This window comes from Bacillus sp. BF2-3 (assembly GCF_008368795.1).
GTDB classification, from domain to species: domain Bacteria; phylum Bacillota; class Bacilli; order Bacillales; family Bacillaceae_G; genus Bacillus_A; species Bacillus_A cereus.
This window is the reverse complement of record NZ_QOSA01000012.1, coordinates 56,317-72,459: the sequence shown is the minus strand read 5'-3', so window position 1 is coordinate 72,459 and position 16,143 is coordinate 56,317. Positions and strand designations below refer to the sequence as shown.

The window sequence follows — 16,143 nt, the reverse complement described above, 5'->3', positions numbered from 1 at the left end:
GTTGATTCGCGAATTTATTTTCCTAACTCCCGCGAGAGTTTATAGCAACAGTATACAATAGTATTATTTTATGCATAATCAATTCCTTTACAAAATAGACCCTTTTCTCAAACTTTTCTTTCATTCTAAAGCCGTCCCGTTAAATACACAGGCTCCTACTATTTCTAAATGCATAAAATGTTAAGCGAAAGTATGGGGGGATATGATGTATAATTCGAATTATTATGATTGGTATAGGCAGAATGATAAGTTAATTAGTGATATTGAAAAAGCTATAAATGGAGAGTATAGCGCTATAAGCTGCTATGCAAAATTAGCGAATATGGCTCCAAATCAAGTAGAACAAAAACAAATTCTTGAAATTCGTAATGATGAAATAAAGCATTTCCACAACTTTGTACAAATTTATACGAACTTAACTGGAAGGCAGCCAAAACCACAAATTACTGAAGACTGCCCAAATACGTATTTACAAGGATTAGAGTTCGCTATACAAGATGAACAAAAAACAGTAGATTTTTATTTGGAAATTTCAGATGAGACATCGGATGTACATTTGAAAGAGTTGTTACGGAGAATAGCTGCGGATGAACAAAATCATGCAGTATGGTTTTTATATTACTTTGTAAAGTCGAAGTGAGCATTAAGAATGAACGAATGATGTGGTGCATATATTAAAAAATATTTTAAAACGTAGTCCAACAATTGAATGAAATATTTAAATGTAAGCAGAAGGAAACCGTTTCGCTAGTCGTGGAGCGGTTTTTTTATGATGTACATATGTATCGACAAAATATAGTAATTACATTTGATATATAATGTATGAAACGAAAATGAATAAGTTAGGAGCAAGCATATGAAAAGAGGGATTTTTGTAGATATTCCAAATGAATACAGCGATGTACTTTGGAAAGTATTAAAGCCAATTGATATTACTGTATTTGATTGGCGAGTGAGGGATGAGGAGTCCTACTTAATAGCACGTGGTGAATTGGATGAGGCATTATTTCCAGAAGAACCAAGTGTAGTGGAAGGGTTAGCGTTGAAAAAGTTAGTTAAAGACAACATATATTATCTTATTTTTGCAGATTTAAAAGCATATCCTAAAGGAGAAAAAGCGATAGATATTGAAACATATGAAGAGTTTAAGGAAAGTAAGTGTGAGCTAATCGTATTAGCAGTGGATGCTCAATACATACAAATTTATGTGAAAGATCAAAAAGCGATTGAATTAATGTATGAAAACGCACGGAAACAAGGATTTTATGTGAAATATGTTACAGACGAAAACGACGGTAGAACGCGTTTGTCAGTATGGTAGCAATTTGAAAGGGGAAAGGCAATATGGAGAGAAATATAAGTAAAGAACATGCAATTCGAATTGCTACTGAAAATGAAAGTGATAGTATTATCCTTTTATTAAAAGAGGTAGCACAGTGGCTACAATATAAAGAAGTGGATCAGTGGCAGTATCTTTTAGGAGAGGAAGCTACGGCTGAAATACTAGAATGTATAAGAGAGAAATATACATATGTTGTTCTGAAAGAAGATGAAATAGTTGGTACGGTTACAGTTTCTCCTAAACAAAATGAATGGGATGAACATATTTTTGGTAAAGAGGAAGTTTCTAATTCATTATATATTCATAGATTTGCGGTGAAACGGAAGTATAAGGGAAATGGAATAGGAGAATGGATTTTACGGTGGGTAGAAGAGAATGTGCAATGTGATAAAGAATATTTGAAGTTAGATTGCGTGGGGCATAATCGTACGTTGAATGATTTTTATAAGAAAAATAGTTTTGAATATGTTGGAAGTACGGATGGGCTTAGTAAGTTTCAAAAGAAAAGGAGAATGTGAATGCATCCAATTAACGTAAGTTTAGTTGAAAAGTTAATACAGGAACAGTTTCCTGAATGGGCCCATTTAGAAGTGAGACCTGTAAAGTTTAGTGGGCATGATAATAGGACGTTTCACTTAGGGGATGAGATGAGCGTAAGATTGCCAAGTGATGTGGCATATGCACCGCAAGTAGAGAAAGAAAATAGTTGGCTTCCTATATTAAGTAAGGGGCTTTCTTTACTGATTTCTACCCCACTTGCGAAAGGAAATTCGTCTGAAGCGTATCCATTGCCTTGGTCTATTAATAAGTGGATAGAGGGAGAAACAGTTACGAAACAAAACGTTCGGGATTTAAATGAATTTGCGGCGGACTTAGGATCTTTTTTAGTAGAATTGCAATCTATTAATGCGAGTAACGGACCTTTAGCTGGAACACATAATTTTTACCGAGGCGGACTTATATCTGTATATGATGAAGAGGCGAGAGTTGCTATTGAAAATAATAAGGATGTTTTTGACGAGGCATTATTAAAACACCTTTGGAATGTAGCACTTAGTTCAACATGGGATCGTAAGCCAGTTTGGGTTCATGGAGATGTAGCGCCAGGGAATTTACTCGTTAAAGATGGAAAGCTTTGTGCTGTAATTGATTTTGGTATTTTAGGTGTAGGAGATCCTGCTTGTGATGCAGCGATGGCTTGGACGTTTTTTGATGAAAATAGTAGAAATGTATTTAAAGAAGTATTACGCATGGATGAAGAAACGTGGAATAGAGCGAGAGGATGGGCACTTTGGAAGGCGTTAATTACATATGACGCAAATAGGGATAGTAATGAGAAGGTGGCAGGAGAATCTTATCGTATCATTCAAGTGATTGTGGATGATTATAAAGGGTAATAGAAAAGCCTATTTCAAAATAGGTTTTTTCATATGATTAAATAGTAGAAACGGAAAGAAGGAATAAGACATAATTATACAGAATATTTAGATAATAGGAGGTGTCGAATTTTGGGTGAAATTGAATTAAAGAGTAATGTAATTAAGACAGGGCGAGAGAAGGGGATTATTCTTCGATTTATACTTGCTAGTCTCGTTGGAGTGTTTATGTTTTTCGTTCCTGTTACGATAAACGGTGCATCGTCTATTATGATTGATCATATCGTATCGTGGATTAGGGCTTCGGTTCCTGGCATAGTACCTTATTATGCATTATTTGTTATGGCAATTGGTGCGATTTATCCATTTTATACGAAGAAATGGAATGCATCTATCGTAGATATTTGTTTTTCTATTTTAAAAGTAGTTGGCTTTGTTTTTGGCATATTATATTGTTTAAAAGTAGGACCAGATTGGTTCTTTGCGCCAGATGTTGGACCGTTTTTATATGAGAAGCTAGTCATATCAGTAAGTTTGCTCGTTCCAATTGGCTCGGCGTTTTTAGCGTTATTAGTCGGATATGGATTGCTTGAATTTATCGGTACATTTTGTCGTCCGATTATGAGGCCATTATGGAATACGCCGGGGAGATCGGCAATCGATGCAGTTGCGTCTTTCGTTGGAAGTTATTCGCTTGCTCTCCTTATTACGAATCGCGTGTATAAAGAAGGAAAGTATACGACAAAAGAAGCGGCGATTATCGCTACAGGATTTTCTACAGTATCCGCTACATTTATGATCATCATCGCAAAAACCTTAGATATTATGCATTTATGGAATGTTTATTTTTGGACTACACTTGTTGTAACATTCATCGTGACTGCTATCACCGTAAGAATCCCACCCCTTAGTAGAAAACCAGATACATATGTAACAGAAGAAGGGTTCCCAGAGCCTGTTTATAAAGAGAAAATGTTAGAACGTGCTTGGGAAGATGCGTTAGAAGTATCAAAGTCTGCACCGAGCATTATGAAAAATATTGCAATGAATTTAAAAGACGGATTTATTATGACAATGGGAATTTTACCATCCATTATGTCAGTAGGATTAATTGGTATCGTCTTAGCGAAGTTCACGCCAATATTTGATTGGATCAGTTATATTTTCTATCCGTTTACATGGCTATTACAATTACCAGAAGCAGACTTAGCTGCTAAAGCCGCATCAGTTGGCATTGCAGAAATGTTTTTACCGTCATTATTAGTAGTAAGTGCACCACTCGTGACAAAGTTTGTTATTGCAGTTGTTTCCGTATCATCTATTTTGTTTTTCTCCGCTTCCATTCCTTGTATATTATCAACAGATATTCCGTTAAAAGTATCTGAACTCATTATTTTATATGTGCAGAGAACGATTTTAACGTTGCTTATTATTACGCCGATTGCTTATTTGTTGCTTTGAAGTTTTAATAAGATAAAGTTAAACAAAAGAAGCCGTCTGTAAAAAGGGGGCTTCTTTTGTTTAAAAGCGGGATATTCTTATTTATTTTTCGTATATGACGTAACGCTTCTTAAGAAGATTCCTAGTCCCGCAAAAAAGAATCCTAAGCATAATAAGCTGCCTGGCGTTCCCCAAGTAATTTGATCTAGCATTTTTTATCCCCTCCCGTTTATCATTATATAGAATTTATTGGAAATTATCAAAAAATTCTTTTTTTAATGGTTACTGATGAGTCTTCCTACCTTATACGAGAAGAATATATTTGAAAAGAATTCTTTTCTTTATATTTTTTTATTCTTATAATACGTTTTTGGTTCTTATGATATAGTAACAACAAAGGGGGCTTAAAAATGGAAATTATTCACGAAAGAGCAAAGTTGCGGTTAATGGATAATACTGATGTCGAAACTTTGTTTTCGATTGTAGAAGGAAATCGGGATATTTGGGCGTATTTAATCTCTAAAATGGATAGTGTGCAAGATATGCAACAATACGTTCAAAAAGCGATAAAGGGTTACGGAAGAGGTACTCAAATACCTTTCATAGTCGTAGATCAACAGTCGAATAAGATGGTAGGAAGTACACGTTTATATAATATTTCAGTAGAAGATAAGACAGTTGAGTTAGGGCAAACGTGGTATCATCCGAGTGTGCAACGTACGAGTATAAATACAGAGTGTAAGTATATGCTTCTTCAGTATGCTTTTGAAAAATTGCATATGCTGAGAGTGCAAATTAAGACGGATGCAAGAAATGAAAAAGCACAACGAGCAATTGAAAGGTTAGGCGCAGTAAAAGAGGGTGTGCTTCGAAATGAAAGAAAATTACCGAATGGTTATGTGAGAGATGCGGTGGTGTACAGTATTATCTCGAGTGAATGGCCAAGCGTAAAAGAAAAATTGTTAGAAAAATTAGAGTTGTATAAAGAAAAGTTATAATTCGTGTTTTGAAAGGTATATTGTTCGTGAGATATGAAAAATATACCTTTTTTCTTACAAAATGCTACTTTATTTTAATTCCTTTTGTTTCATCGTTCCCTTCTGAGAAAAAATTCGTTACAATGTAGTTGTATGGTAATAAACTTATGAATTTAAAAAATGTAATGAAAACCGCAAATGAAAATGAATTGATAATCCTCAATTTTAAATGAAAACCCTTTTATACATAAATAACAAGTAAAGTTCCTTCTTTTAAATAAACTCAAACAAAACGATTTGATATAAATGTTTTTTATAGAAGTATGGATGATGTACGGAGGCAATTACAAATGAAAGAAAATAAGAAGAGTAAGAAAAGACGAATCTTTCAAGTATTTTTACTAATGATTTGTTCTGCTATTTTATATGTAAGTTATGCAGCTTACGATATTTGGAGTTATCGTTTTAAAGCAAATGATGACGTGAAAACGGATGCTGGTATCGTACTAGGAGCAGCTTCATGGAACGGAAAACCATCTCCTGTATTTAAAGAAAGAATTAATCATGCGATTTCTTTATATAAGAACGGAAATATTAAAAAGATTATTTTTACAGGTGGTACAAAGTTCGAGGCAGAACTTGAGGAAGCACGTACTGCAAGAGTATATGCAATGAAACAAGGTGTAAAAGAGGAAGATATTTTAATTGAAACTAAATCCCTTTTCACTGAAGAAAATTTAAAAAATGCGAAGCAAGTTGGAATAGAGAACGGCATACAAACATACACGATTGTAAGTGATCCACTTCATATGAAACGCGCAATGAGAATCGCAAAACATATTAATATTGAAGCGTATGCTTCACCAACGCCGACATCAGCATATAAAACGTTAGATACAGAAATACCATTCTTCTTTAAAGAATTATTCTCGTATATTGGATATGTAACCTCTTTGCCGTTAAAAGCATTGAAGGGGGACTAATATAAGAAAAGGATCTATCCTTAAATAGGAACTTTTCTTATTAGTCAAAAACATTGTATTTTTATCGGAATAGTGAAACAATAGAGAGGTAGCTTCATATAATCATAATGACAAAATGAACGGTTTATGAATCGAGCATAAAGGAGATTATAGTATGGCACTCTCATTTGTTGAAACAGAAGAACAGTCTTTAATTATTGAGAAAATAAATAAATTGATTCCGAAGTTCATGGAAAGGGAGCATCAGCTAAGTGAATTAGGATCATTTCCGTATGAAAATATAAATGATTTGAAAGATATCGGATATACGAAATTAACGTTACCGAAGGGATTTGGTGGTAGTGCCATTTCTTTATATGACTTCGTTTTATTTCAAGAGAAAATCGCGGAAGGCTGTGGAGCTACTGCATTATCGATTGGCTGGCATCTTGGCATTGTGAAGGAGCTAGCGGAAAATCGCTCTTGGAATGATGAGATGTTCAAATGGTTTTGCGAAGAAGTACGTAATGGTGCGCTCTTTAACAGGGCAGCAACAGAACCGAAAACAGGGAGTCCGACGCGTGGCGGCAAACCAGAAACAATAGCGGTTCAACAAGGCGAGAAGTGGGTTATAAATGGAAGAAAAACTTTTACAACGATGGCGCCAGTACTTGATTATTTTATTATTTCAGCAAGTATGGAAGGCCGTGAAGAAGTTGGTGAGTTTGTTATTCCAAGAAATACACTCGGTGTATCTATTGAAGAAACGTGGGATAGCGTTGCAATGCGAGGGACTGCTAGCCACGACCTTGTCTTACAAAATGTAGAGATAGACAACCGCTTTTTTACGGATGTAAAAGGCGGGAAAGTGAAACAAAAGGGTATTGGCTGGTTGCTACATATACCAGCATGTTATTTAGGAATTGCACAATCAGCAAGAAATTATGCAGTTCAATTTGCGGAATCATACAAGCCAAATAGTTTAAATCATTCTATTAGTTTATTGCCGAATGTTAGAAAATTAGTTGGAGAGTTAGAACTTGAGCTTATGCAAGCTCGTGTCTTTTTATATCAAATTGCGAAAAAGTACGATGAGGCAGAAGATAAACTATCACTGCAAGCAGAATTAGCAGCTGTGAAATATGCTGTAACAAATGCGGCGATATCTATAGTGGATAAATCGATGCGCATCGTAGGAGCAAAAAGTTTATCAGAAAAAAATCCGCTCCATCGTTACTATTTAAACGTCAGAGCAGGATTACACAATCCACCGATGGATGATGCAACATTGTCTATGCTGGCGGATGCGGCGTTTCGGTCGTGATTTTTGAAGTTTACATTTTATTGTTTATGGATATTATAGTTGTTTTGAAAGCACGGGTTTGATTAGTAATCAAACCCGTGCTTTTTATGTGTATGAAGTACTTAATGGAGATGTAGGTTTTTAATATAAATGATTATCATGGTGTTGTGATTGTTTCTTGTTGAAAAATTCTTATTGTAATGCCAGTTTGGAGGCTGTATAAACATTTTTCGTATTTAATCCCAAATTAAAGGTCTTTCCAAGTTAACCATTCGCAAATATTGTAAAAATTGACCCGCATGGACCGCATCATGATAGGCAATTCGTAATAGCATATCACCTAAATATCGTTGATAGCCAACATCGCTTCGATCAATAAGTCTTGAATCTAGCTCGGCTATGCTTATTGATTGAATATATTCTATGAAGTCAGTAAAGTGTGATTGTGCCAATTCAATTTCTTTTTTTACACAAGTAATTGGCTCGTCATCATACGGGGTACGTATGTCGTTTATTGAACCGTTGTTTTTTATAATCATATGATAGTAAAAAGTTGAGCTCCATACGTGACGAATCATTTCACCAAAGGACATAGCCTCAGGATCAGGCTTCCAATTAAGAAAATTATCGGGAAGAGAATTCCATAATTTTTCTGAGCGCCTTCTCGTTTCTTTTAAATTTAATATACTAAGATCAATTGCATTCATAATACATTCTCCTTTACTATTAAACTTAAAATAATTGTATCAATTTAATAGTTAGGGTATCATCGAAATATGAATGTATATCCGAATATCTCATATATAGCTAAACTAATTGCTGAACCTACAAGAGCAATCATCTTAGATTGTCTAATGAATAATCAGGCACTACCTGCTAGTGAATTGGCTTATATGGCAAAAGTGTCACATCCAACAATTAGTTCGCATCTTTCTAAATTAGTAGAAGGGAATTTACTTACAGTTGAACAACATGGTAGACATCGTTACTATCGACTTGCTAATCAAGAAGTTGCAGAAGTGCTTGAAAAGTTAGGGACAATTGCACCAACAGTTCAAGTTCGCTCTTTAAAACAATCAAGCCAACTAAAACAAATTCGTTATGCTCGAACTTGTTATGATCATCTTGCAGGCAAACTCGGTGTAGAGATAACTGAAAAATTACTAGATAGGCAATTTATAATTTTAGAGGATGGAGAATACATTGTAACGGAACAAGGTAAGAAATGGTTTCTGAATTTTGGAATAAATGTTGATGAGGCAGATGCAAAAAGGAGGGTATTTGCAAAACCTTGCCTTGATTGGAGTGAACGGCGTTACCATATTTCTGGTTGGTTAGGGTCTGCAATTGCAAAACTGCTTTTTGAACAGGGATGGATTACGAAAACGGATAAGAACCGAGCTGTCCATCTTACAAAGAAAGGTGTAAAGTTATTGGAAGATCAATTAGGCATTGATCTGAAAACTGAGGAAAGAAAAGCTTGAAATTAGAAAAATCCGTCAAAATGAAGGGCTTTTTTCATTATGGTAGGAGTGTACATGAATAATAGGATGTTACCAATAATCGTTGCCAATAAAAAATCTTTCTTTTCATTCTTCTTTTTTAAGTTTTAAAGGAGAAAGCTAGGCTTCTTATTTTTACTAATGTTATAATAAGAAAAAAGCACGAAAAGAGGTCATCTCATGCTAGAGGTTATTGCAACATGTTTAGAAGATGTAAAACGAATTGAAAGTGCTGGCGGGAAGCGGATTGAATTAATTTCATCTTATACAGAAGGTGGTTTAACACCGAGTTATGCTTTTATAAAAAAAGCGGTAGAAGTGGTAAGTATACCAATTCATGTTATGATTCGTCCGCATGCGAAGTCTTTTACATATACGGAAGAAGAAATTGAAATGATGAAAGAAGATATTATAGTTGCACAGAAGTTAGGAGCAGCTGGTGTAGTATTAGGCGTATTAAACGAACGAAATGAAGTGGATGAAGAGAAATTAGCGGATTTACTATCTGTTGTAGATGGAATAAATGTAACGTACCACCGTGCGATAGATGATATAAAAAATCCAGTAGAAGCGATGAGCACTTTAAAGAAGTTTCATAAAGTGACTCACGTTTTAACTTCAGGTGGACAAGGAAATATAGTAGAGAATATTCCGGTGCTTACAGAAATGCAAAAGGTAAGTGATGGTCAAATTCAGCTTGTAGCTGGAGCTGGCGTGACGAAAGAAAATATAAAGCGATTGCTAGATGAAACTGGAATCACGCAGGCGCATGTCGGTACAGCGGTAAGAGAAGGAAAATCATGTTTTTCTGAAATAGATCCTAATTTAGTACAAGAATTAGTTGAAATAATAAAATAAGTGCTTAAGAAAGAGGAGAAACGATGAAGGAAAATACGAAGAAAGAATTATTCTCTTGGGCTAAAACGATAGGTTTTACCCTTGTATTAATTGCTATTATTCGCGGTGTTTTATTTACACCTTCTTTAGTACAAGGTGAATCAATGATGCCCACTTTAAAAAATAACGAAAGAGTTCTCGTGAATAAGATTGGTTATAGTATAAGTGGATTAGATCGCTTTGATATTATCGTCTTCCACGGGAAAGAAGGATACGATTTAGTAAAACGAGTAATTGGTTTGCCAGGCGATACAGTTGAGTATAAAAATGATGTTTTATATGTAAACGGAAAAGCGATGGAAGAACCATATTTAAAACAGTTTAAAGAAAAAGCAGTAGGCCGTGTATTAACTCCAGACTTTACGTTAGAACAAATCACTGGGAAAACGAAAGTGCCAGAAGGCCAAGTATTTGTTTTAGGGGATAATCGTGAAGTTTCTAAGGATGGTCGCATGTTTGGCTTTATTTCAGAAGATGAAATTGTCGGAAAAGGACAAGCTGTTTTCTGGCCGTTGGAACAAGTAAGAGCGTTATAAAGTGTGGTGAAGTATGGGAGAGATATTCTTCCATACTTTTTTATTTGCTTAAAATCTATTGATTGAATTGAAGGAATATTTTATAATTTTAAATTATATGTTTGTTTCGAAAAACGGAATTTAAGTTCCGTAATTCGGAACGAAAGGGAGATAGAATGAGTATAAATAAAACGGCAGTTAAGACAATGGATATTTTAGAGTTGTTTTATGAGCATGAAGAGCTAAGTTTAACTGAGATGGTTCAGCTTACAAATATGCCGAAAACATCTGTTTATCGTTTAATTGGTTCGTTGGAAGAGATGGAGTTTTTACAAAAAAACGAAAAGGGGAAATATCGTTTAGGGGTCGTATTTTTACGGTTCGGTCAACTTGTTTCACACCGATTATCAGTAAGAAATATAGCAATTCCTTATATGAAAGAACTTAGAGATAGTTTAGGACAGGCAGTTAATTTAATAATTCAGGATGGAAATGACGCAATTTATGTTGAAAAAATGGAAGGTGTTCAGCCGGTACGCGTGTATACGGCGGTTGGAAGAAGAGCACCGCTTTATGCTGGCGCATGTCCAAGAATTTTACTATCGTATTTCTCTGAGGAAGAGAAACGGAGATACATAGAGGAAGTGGATTTAAAACAGTTTGCAGATGGAACAATCGTGGATAAGAAACAATTGTTAGAAGTGTTGCAAATGGCAAAAAAGGAAGGCTACACCATTAGTTATTCTGAGTTAGAAAATCATACAGCCGCGATAGCAGCACCCATTTTCGCGAGCGATGGAACGGTTGTAGCAGGCATTAGTATTTCGGGATTAGCAATTGAGTACAACGAAAGTAACATTTCATATTTTATTGCGAAGGTGAAAGAAACAGCGCATCGCATTTCGAAAGAACTCGGCTTTTTGGCATAGAAAGAGGGAGTAGGATGAAATTTTCTGCGTTAGGGGATCAAGCAATTATTGTTACATTTGGTGAAGAAATTAAGAGGGATATATATGAGAAAGTACAGCGGTTATTTCAAGCACTGCAGCAACATCCGTTTGCAGGAATGATAGAGTGCGTTCCGTCGTTTACTTCATTAGCTGTTTACTACAATGTATACGAAGTATGGAAGGGAAATGAGAGAAGTGAAAGGTCACATGATTACGTTCGCCAGTATATAAAGGAGCTGTGTGATTCTTATAAAGAAGAAGTAAAACAGGATGTGAAACATATTTCTATACCAGTGTGCTACGGGGGAGAATATGGACCTGATTTAGAAGAAGTCGCGCATTATCACGGTTTACAAGTAGAAGATGTGATTCGAATACATAGTGAAACTACATATTTTGTATATATGCTAGGTTTTACACCAGGGTTCCCGTATTTAGGAGGACTTTCAAAAGAATTAGAAACACCTAGAAAAAAAACACCACGGTTACAAATCTCACCTGGTTCGGTAGGAATCGGCGGAAATCAAACAGGTATTTATCCACTTGAAACACCGGGTGGATGGAATATTATTGGTCGAACACCAATCTCCTTATTTAATCCGGAAGAAGAAACACCAACCTTTATTCAAAGCGGTATGTATTTACGATTTATCCCAATAACGAAGGAAGAGTACGTATCGCTTGAGGGGGCTAAAAAATGGATGTAGAGGTTTTGCATGCGGGAATGTTTACAACAGTCCAAGATTTAGGGCGATCTCATTATCAACAATACGGTGTGCCAGTTGGCGGGGTGATGGATCAAAGTACACTTCGGATGATCAATATGTTAGTTGGTAATGAAGAGAATGAAGCGGGACTCGAAATGACGATTATGGGACCTAAATTGTTAATAAAGAAAACGACTTTACTTGCGATTGGCGGAGCAGATATGGAACCGTTATTGAATGGAGAACGTATCCCCTTATGGCGTCCCATTTTAGCGGAAGAAGGTAGTATGCTTTGTTTTGGAAAAGTGAAAAGTGGTTGCAGAGCGTATGTGACCTTTGCGGGTGGAATACATATTGAGCGTACAATGGGAAGCAAAAGTACGTACATACGTGCTGCGATTGGTGGTATAGAAGGAAGAATGCTGAAAAAGGGTGACTACTTCCAAATTGGTGCACAACCAGAAATGGCGAGTCGTTTCATTCTAGACTTACAAAAAGATGCGAGAATAAAAACGAAATGGGCAATTAGCAACAGCGTACTACCAAAGTATAAGAAACATCCAAAGCTTCGTGTCATAACTGACTTTGAATACGATCAATTTACAGAAGAAAGTAGAAAGGCATTTTTTACGAAAGAGTATAAGGTATCTAATTATGCTGACCGTATGGGCTATAGGGTTGAGGGAGAGGTTTTAAATAGGAATGAAGAAAAAGAGATTTTATCGAGTCCTGTTACATTTGGAACCATTCAAGTTCCTAATGGTGGACAGCCGATTATATTAATGGCAGATAGGCAAACGACAGGTGGCTATCCGAGAATGGGAAATATCATTTCAGTAGATTTACCTCTTCTTGCCCAGCTAAAGCCGGGGGACTATGTTTCTTTTGAGAAAATTACGCTTGAAGAAGCGGAACAATTGTACATAGAACAAGAAGTAAATATGAATTTATTAAAGAAATTCATCGCTTTACGAAGCTGAAATTAGGAGGAATACATTATGACTACAATCGATTTAAACTGTGATTTAGGAGAAAGTTTTGGCGCTTATAAAATGGGGAATGATGATGAGATTCTTCCGTTCGTTTCCTCTATAAACGTTGCTTGCGGTTTTCATGCGGGTGATCCGTCTATTATGCGTCAAACTGTTGAAAAAGCTTTGGAGCATAACGTAGCAATAGGGGCGCATCCTGGATTTCCTGATTTAATTGGATTTGGTAGAAGAAACATGAATGTTTCAGCAAGTGAAGTATACGATTATGTTCTATATCAAACAGGCGCATTAGACGCATTTGTGAAAGCGGCAGGCGGGAAAATGCAGCATGTAAAGCCGCACGGTGCCTTATATAATATGGCGGCGTCTAATCCGGAAATTGCAGATGCAATTGCAAAGGCAATTTATCATATAAATCCAAGTCTATTACTTTATGGATTAGCAAATAGCGAGGCGTTTATACAGGCTGCAGAAAAATACAAAGTAACTCTTGTACAAGAGGCTTTTGCGGATCGTACATATAAGCAAGATGGTACATTAACGAGCCGTACAGAAGAAAATGCGCTTATAAAAGATGAAGTCGAAGCGATAAAGCAAGTACTTCAAATGGTGAAAGAAGGCCATGTAAATGCGGTCAATGGAGAGAAAGTAGCAGTTCAGGCGCAAACAATTTGTTTACACGGTGATGGGGAAAAAGCAGTGCAATTTGCAAAAAAAATATACAGAACATTCAAACTTAATGATATTTCTATTTGTGCACCGAAATAAAAAATAGGGGGAAGAGCTGGGATGATTAAATTAATCGGAATACTACTTGTTGCAGTGGGCTTTTTATTTAGATTAAATACACTTTTAGTAGTTATGGTTGCAGGTATTGTTACTGGTATGGTTTCAGGATTAAGTTTTTATGATGTGATCAGCATGTTCGGTAAATTTTTCATAGAAAATAGATATATGTCTATGCCAATTATATTAACTTTACCGGTAATCGGAATTTTAGAGCGTTACGGTTTAAAAGAAAGAGCAGAAGCACTTATAACGAAATCAAAAGGAGCAACAACTGGAAGAGTATTAATGTCATATTTTACGATAAGAGAATCATCAGCAGCACTAGGGCTTAATATTGGTGGGCATGCGCAAACAGTAAGGCCGCTCGTTGCACCGATGGCAGAAGGGGCCGCGCAAGGTAAATACGGTAAACTTCCTGAAAAATTAAGAGAAAAGATTAAAGCAAACGCAGCAGCTGCTGAAAATACAGCTTGGTTTTTCGGAGAAGATATTTTCATCGCAACTGGAGCTATTTTATTAATGAAAGGATTCTTCGATTCAGTAGGTATGCATGTCGGAGTATGGGATATGGCACTTTGGGGCATTCCGACAGCAATATCTGCACTTATTGTAAGCTGGATTAGATTTAGAAGGTTTGATAAATATATAGAGAAAACAATGAAGGCAGAAGGAAAAGAAGAGAAGGAGGCAATCTAATATGAACATCATCACAATGGATACAATCTATTATGTATTAGGGATAATCGTTGCTTTTATCGCTGTTCGTATCGCATTCGATCGTGAACATCCAAACAGATTCGGTTCTAGTTTATTTTGGGCATTGTTTGCAGTTACATTTTTATTTGGAAATGTAATTCCTTCGTTTTACGTTGGCTGTATCGTGCTCGCTATGGTCGTTTTAGCCTCGCTAAATAAAGTAACAAAATCAGAGGAAAAAGAAGTTCCAGTACAAGAACGTGTGAAACATGCTGAGAAATTAAAAAATAAAATTTTTATGCCTGCACTATTAATTCCTATTTTTACAATTATCGGTACGTTGACCTTAGGGAAAATTAAATGGGGAAATGTCTCTCTTGTTGATCCAGATAAAGTAACATTAGTTGCACTAGCGCTTGGTGCATTACTCGCATTTGTTGCGGCGATGCGTATTACAAAATCAAAAATAACAACACCTGTACAAGAAGGAAGCAGACTATTACAAGCTGTTGGCTGGGCTGTAATTTTACCACAAATGTTAGCAGCACTTGGCGGTATATTCGCGAAGTCTGGCGTTGGACAAGTTGTTTCAGACTTAGTCGGACAAGTGCTACCGACAGAGTATCCGTTCGTTGCCGTTATGGCGTACTGTTTAGGCATGATGCTATTTACAGTCGTAATGGGAAATGCATTCGCAGCGTTTGCTGTTATTACTGGCGGAATTGGCTTACCTTTAATAGTTCAAATGCACGGCGGAAACCCAGCAATTATGGCAGCACTCGGTATGTTTGCTGGATATTGCGGAACGCTGCTTACTCCAATGGCAGCAAACTTTAATATCGTACCTGCGATGCTTTTAGAGCTAAAGGATAAAAATGCGGTTATTAAAGCGCAAGTACCAATTGCTCTTTCAATTTTTATCATAAATATGTTTATTATGTACGGCCTAGTATATCGTTTCTAATTAGGAGGATAAAACTATGAAAACAGTATTATTAACAGGGTTTGATCCGTTCGGCGGAGAAAATATCAATCCAGCTTGGGAAGTAGCAAAAGGTTTGCATGAAAAAACAATTGGAGAATACAAGATAATAAGCAAACAAGTACCAACTGTATTTCATAAATCAATAAGCGTATTAAAAGAGTATATAGAAGAACTAGCGCCGGAAATTATTATATGCATTGGACAAGCTGGGGGCAGACCAGATATTACGATAGAACGTATCGCAATTAATATTGATGATGCAAGAATCGCTGACAATGAAGGGAATCAGCCGGTAGATGTACCGGTTGTAGAAGAAGGAGCGATTGCGTATTGGTCTACACTTCCGATGAAAGCAATCGTAAAAAAACTTCGCGAAGAGGGTATACCGTCATCTGTTTCACAGACGGCAGGCACATTCGTTTGTAATCACTTATTCTATGGACTTATGCATGAACTAGAGAAACATGATAAGAAAATAAAAGGCGGATTCATTCATATTCCGTTTTTACCAGAACAAGCGAGTAATTATCCAGGGCAACCGAGTATGTCACTTTCTACTATTCGTAAGGGGATAGAATTGGCAATCGAAGTAACGACGACAGTTAAGGTAGATATTGTAGAGGTTGGGGGCGCAACGCATTAAGTAAAATGAATTGTACAACACCTCCTGTAAACAACTGGTATAATAAGAATAGGAAAATACATAGAGG

General features: G+C 36.1%; 19 protein-coding genes. 18 read left to right on the top strand and 1 reads right to left on the bottom strand.

Translation table 11 applies throughout. The annotated features are described in order from the left end of the window. Positions 1–205 precede the first annotated feature (205 nt). The 8 genes from DN401_RS11595 to DN401_RS11560 all read left to right on the top strand — a co-directional run bounded on the left by DN401_RS11595 (position 206) and on the right by DN401_RS11560 (position 7,421). On the top strand, positions 206–640 hold the full coding sequence (locus DN401_RS11595) for a ferritin-like domain-containing protein (RefSeq protein WP_000282831.1): 435 nt from the start codon (positions 206–208) through the stop codon (positions 638–640). Between the two features lie 216 nt (positions 641–856). Next, a complete protein-coding gene (locus DN401_RS11590; protein WP_149287680.1) occupies positions 857–1,321 on the top strand; it encodes a DUF2691 family protein in 465 nt (154 codons plus the stop codon). Positions 1,322–1,344: 23 nt separating this feature from the next. Beyond that, complete coding sequence (locus tag DN401_RS11585) at positions 1,345–1,860, top strand: GNAT family N-acetyltransferase (protein WP_000440744.1); 516 nt, start codon at positions 1,345–1,347, stop codon at positions 1,858–1,860. Further along, positions 1,861–2,739 (top strand): aminoglycoside phosphotransferase family protein, encoded by an 879-nt coding sequence (locus tag DN401_RS11580; RefSeq protein WP_149287679.1) that lies wholly within the window; start codon positions 1,861–1,863, stop codon positions 2,737–2,739. It abuts the gene before it with no gap. Positions 2,740–2,850: 111 nt separating this feature from the next. Beyond that, positions 2,851–4,179 (top strand): YjiH family protein, encoded by a 1,329-nt coding sequence (locus DN401_RS11575; protein WP_149215628.1) that lies wholly within the window; start codon positions 2,851–2,853, stop codon positions 4,177–4,179. Positions 4,180–4,568: 389 nt separating this feature from the next. Then, complete coding sequence (locus tag DN401_RS11570) at positions 4,569–5,156, top strand: GNAT family N-acetyltransferase (protein ID WP_149287678.1); 588 nt, start codon at positions 4,569–4,571, stop codon at positions 5,154–5,156. 329 nt (positions 5,157–5,485) lie between these two features. Next, positions 5,486–6,118 (top strand): YdcF family protein, encoded by a 633-nt coding sequence (locus tag DN401_RS11565; RefSeq protein WP_000662215.1) that lies wholly within the window; start codon positions 5,486–5,488, stop codon positions 6,116–6,118. A gap of 154 nt (positions 6,119–6,272) precedes the next feature. Continuing rightward, positions 6,273–7,421: an acyl-CoA dehydrogenase family protein gene (locus tag DN401_RS11560; protein WP_086388311.1), complete on the top strand. Its 1,149-nt coding sequence runs from the start codon at positions 6,273–6,275 to the stop codon at positions 7,419–7,421. Between the two features lie 215 nt (positions 7,422–7,636). Here the strand turns inward: DN401_RS11560 and DN401_RS11555 are convergent, their stop codons facing one another. Then, on the bottom strand, positions 7,637–8,107 hold the full coding sequence (locus DN401_RS11555) for a DinB family protein (RefSeq protein WP_086388310.1): 471 nt from the start codon (positions 8,105–8,107) through the stop codon (positions 7,637–7,639). A 69-nt stretch (positions 8,108–8,176) separates the two neighbouring features. On the opposite strand from DN401_RS11555, the gene DN401_RS11550 reads away from it, so the two are divergent. The 10 genes from DN401_RS11550 (at position 8,177) to pcp (ending at position 16,076) form a co-directional block, all read left to right on the top strand. Next, positions 8,177–8,884 carry an ArsR/SmtB family transcription factor gene (locus DN401_RS11550; protein ID WP_149287677.1) on the top strand — a complete coding sequence of 236 codons (708 nt, stop codon included), beginning with the start codon at positions 8,177–8,179 and terminating at the stop codon, positions 8,882–8,884. Positions 8,885–9,082: 198 nt separating this feature from the next. After that, complete coding sequence (locus tag DN401_RS11545) at positions 9,083–9,760, top strand: copper homeostasis protein CutC (protein WP_000895119.1); 678 nt, start codon at positions 9,083–9,085, stop codon at positions 9,758–9,760. 23 nt (positions 9,761–9,783) lie between these two features. Further along, positions 9,784–10,335 (top strand): signal peptidase I, encoded by a 552-nt coding sequence (gene lepB / locus DN401_RS11540; RefSeq protein WP_000662501.1) that lies wholly within the window; start codon positions 9,784–9,786, stop codon positions 10,333–10,335. Between the two features lie 155 nt (positions 10,336–10,490). Further along, the gene (locus tag DN401_RS11535; RefSeq protein WP_000026361.1) at positions 10,491–11,243 is read left to right on the top strand and encodes an IclR family transcriptional regulator; all 753 of its coding nucleotides are present in this window, start codon (positions 10,491–10,493) and stop codon (positions 11,241–11,243) included. A 14-nt stretch (positions 11,244–11,257) separates the two neighbouring features. Further along, positions 11,258–11,971 carry a 5-oxoprolinase subunit PxpB gene (gene pxpB / locus DN401_RS11530; protein ID WP_000672282.1) on the top strand — a complete coding sequence of 238 codons (714 nt, stop codon included), beginning with the start codon at positions 11,258–11,260 and terminating at the stop codon, positions 11,969–11,971. Then, on the top strand, positions 11,962–12,951 hold the full coding sequence (locus DN401_RS11525) for a 5-oxoprolinase subunit C family protein (protein ID WP_000382249.1): 990 nt from the start codon (positions 11,962–11,964) through the stop codon (positions 12,949–12,951). Before pxpB ends, DN401_RS11525 begins: the two co-directional genes overlap by 10 nt. Before the next feature lie 18 nt (positions 12,952–12,969). Then, positions 12,970–13,731: a 5-oxoprolinase subunit PxpA gene (gene pxpA / locus DN401_RS11520; protein WP_127064021.1), complete on the top strand. Its 762-nt coding sequence runs from the start codon at positions 12,970–12,972 to the stop codon at positions 13,729–13,731. A gap of 21 nt (positions 13,732–13,752) precedes the next feature. Further along, positions 13,753–14,448 (top strand): DUF969 domain-containing protein, encoded by a 696-nt coding sequence (locus DN401_RS11515; RefSeq protein ID WP_000593392.1) that lies wholly within the window; start codon positions 13,753–13,755, stop codon positions 14,446–14,448. A 1-nt stretch (position 14,449) separates the two neighbouring features. Continuing rightward, a complete protein-coding gene (locus tag DN401_RS11510) occupies positions 14,450–15,412 on the top strand; it encodes a DUF979 domain-containing protein (RefSeq protein WP_001021658.1) in 963 nt (320 codons plus the stop codon). Positions 15,413–15,428: 16 nt separating this feature from the next. Continuing rightward, positions 15,429–16,076, top strand: coding sequence for a pyroglutamyl-peptidase I (gene pcp, locus DN401_RS11505; RefSeq protein WP_000859708.1), 648 nt, complete (start codon positions 15,429–15,431; stop codon positions 16,074–16,076). Positions 16,077–16,143: the final 67 nt, after the last annotated feature.